The sequence below is a fragment of the Nocardia sp. NPDC003999 genome (assembly GCF_053604885.1).
Genome location: NZ_JBSGIB010000050.1, coordinates 2,078 through 4,002, shown reverse-complemented (window position 1 = coordinate 4,002; position 1,925 = coordinate 2,078). Strand labels below are relative to the sequence as shown.

1 rRNA gene is annotated in these 1,925 nt (G+C 56.9%); it reads left to right on the top strand.

Going from position 1 to position 1,925, the window contains the following annotated elements:
* Nucleotides 1–202: 202 nt before the first annotated feature.
* A 16S ribosomal RNA gene (locus ACWESM_RS36550) occupies nucleotides 203–1,721 on the top strand.
* Nucleotides 1,722–1,925: the final 204 nt, after the last annotated feature.

The window sequence follows — 1,925 nt, the reverse complement described above, 5'->3', positions numbered from 1 at the left end:
GTGTGTGCGTGTGTTCTTTGAGAACTCAATAGTGTGTCGATGAATGTCAGTGCCAAATATTTTTTGGTTCCGGCCTTTTCACCCCCCGTGTGGAGGGTCGGACATTTTAGTCAGCTATTTTCCGGCTGGCGATTGTTTTGCTGGGTTTTCGGACTCTAGTTTAGATATTTCTGATTCACCTTTCGGGGTGTTTCGAGAGTCTTCAACGGAGAGTTTGATCCTGGCTCAGGACGAACGCTGGCGGCGTGCTTAACACATGCAAGTCGAGCGGTAAGGCCCTTCGGGGTACACGAGCGGCGAACGGGTGAGTAACACGTGGGTGATCTGCCTCGCACTTCGGGATAAGCCTGGGAAACTGGGTCTAATACCGGATATGACCTCTTGTCGCATGGCTTGGGGTGGAAAGATTTATCGGTGCGAGATGGGCCCGCGGCCTATCAGCTTGTTGGTGGGGTAATGGCCTACCAAGGCGACGACGGGTAGCCGGCCTGAGAGGGCGACCGGCCACACTGGGACTGAGACACGGCCCAGACTCCTACGGGAGGCAGCAGTGGGGAATATTGCACAATGGGCGAAAGCCTGATGCAGCGACGCCGCGTGAGGGATGACGGCCTTCGGGTTGTAAACCTCTTTCGACAGGGACGAAGCGCAAGTGACGGTACCTGTAGAAGAAGCACCGGCCAACTACGTGCCAGCAGCCGCGGTAATACGTAGGGTGCGAGCGTTGTCCGGAATTACTGGGCGTAAAGAGCTTGTAGGCGGTTTGTCGCGTCGTCTGTGAAAACTCACAGCTCAACTGTGAGCTTGCAGGCGATACGGGCAGACTTGAGTACTGCAGGGGAGACTGGAATTCCTGGTGTAGCGGTGAAATGCGCAGATATCAGGAGGAACACCGGTGGCGAAGGCGGGTCTCTGGGCAGTAACTGACGCTGAGAAGCGAAAGCGTGGGTAGCGAACAGGATTAGATACCCTGGTAGTCCACGCCGTAAACGGTGGGCGCTAGGTGTGGGTTTCCTTCCACGGGATCCGTGCCGTAGCTAACGCATTAAGCGCCCCGCCTGGGGAGTACGGCCGCAAGGCTAAAACTCAAAGGAATTGACGGGGGCCCGCACAAGCGGCGGAGCATGTGGATTAATTCGATGCAACGCGAAGAACCTTACCTGGGTTTGACATACACCGGAAACCTGCAGAGATGTAGGCCCCCTTGTGGTCGGTGTACAGGTGGTGCATGGCTGTCGTCAGCTCGTGTCGTGAGATGTTGGGTTAAGTCCCGCAACGAGCGCAACCCTTGTCCTGTGTTGCCAGCACGTAATGGTGGGGACTCGCAGGAGACTGCCGGGGTCAACTCGGAGGAAGGTGGGGACGACGTCAAGTCATCATGCCCCTTATGTCCAGGGCTTCACACATGCTACAATGGCCGGTACAGAGGGCTGCGATACCGTGAGGTGGAGCGAATCCCTTAAAGCCGGTCTCAGTTCGGATCGGGGTCTGCAACTCGACCCCGTGAAGTTGGAGTCGCTAGTAATCGCAGATCAGCAACGCTGCGGTGAATACGTTCCCGGGCCTTGTACACACCGCCCGTCACGTCATGAAAGTCGGTAACACCCGAAGCCGGTGGCCTAACCCCTTGTGGGAGGGAGCCGTCGAAGGTGGGATCGGCGATTGGGACGAAGTCGTAACAAGGTAGCCGTACCGGAAGGTGCGGCTGGATCACCTCCTTTCTAAGGAGCATTCTCCAGTCGATGTCCCGAACAGTCGGGGTCGTCGCTGGCAGAGCCACTACGGACTCGTACGAAGTTCGGTGGAGCTCATGGGTGGAACGCTGACAACTTCTTCCGCGTAGGGTCGGAGCCGAGTCTTCGGCCGTGGTTGATATATCGACACACTGTTGGGTCCTGAAAGAACAGACGTTCTTTCCAGGCAAT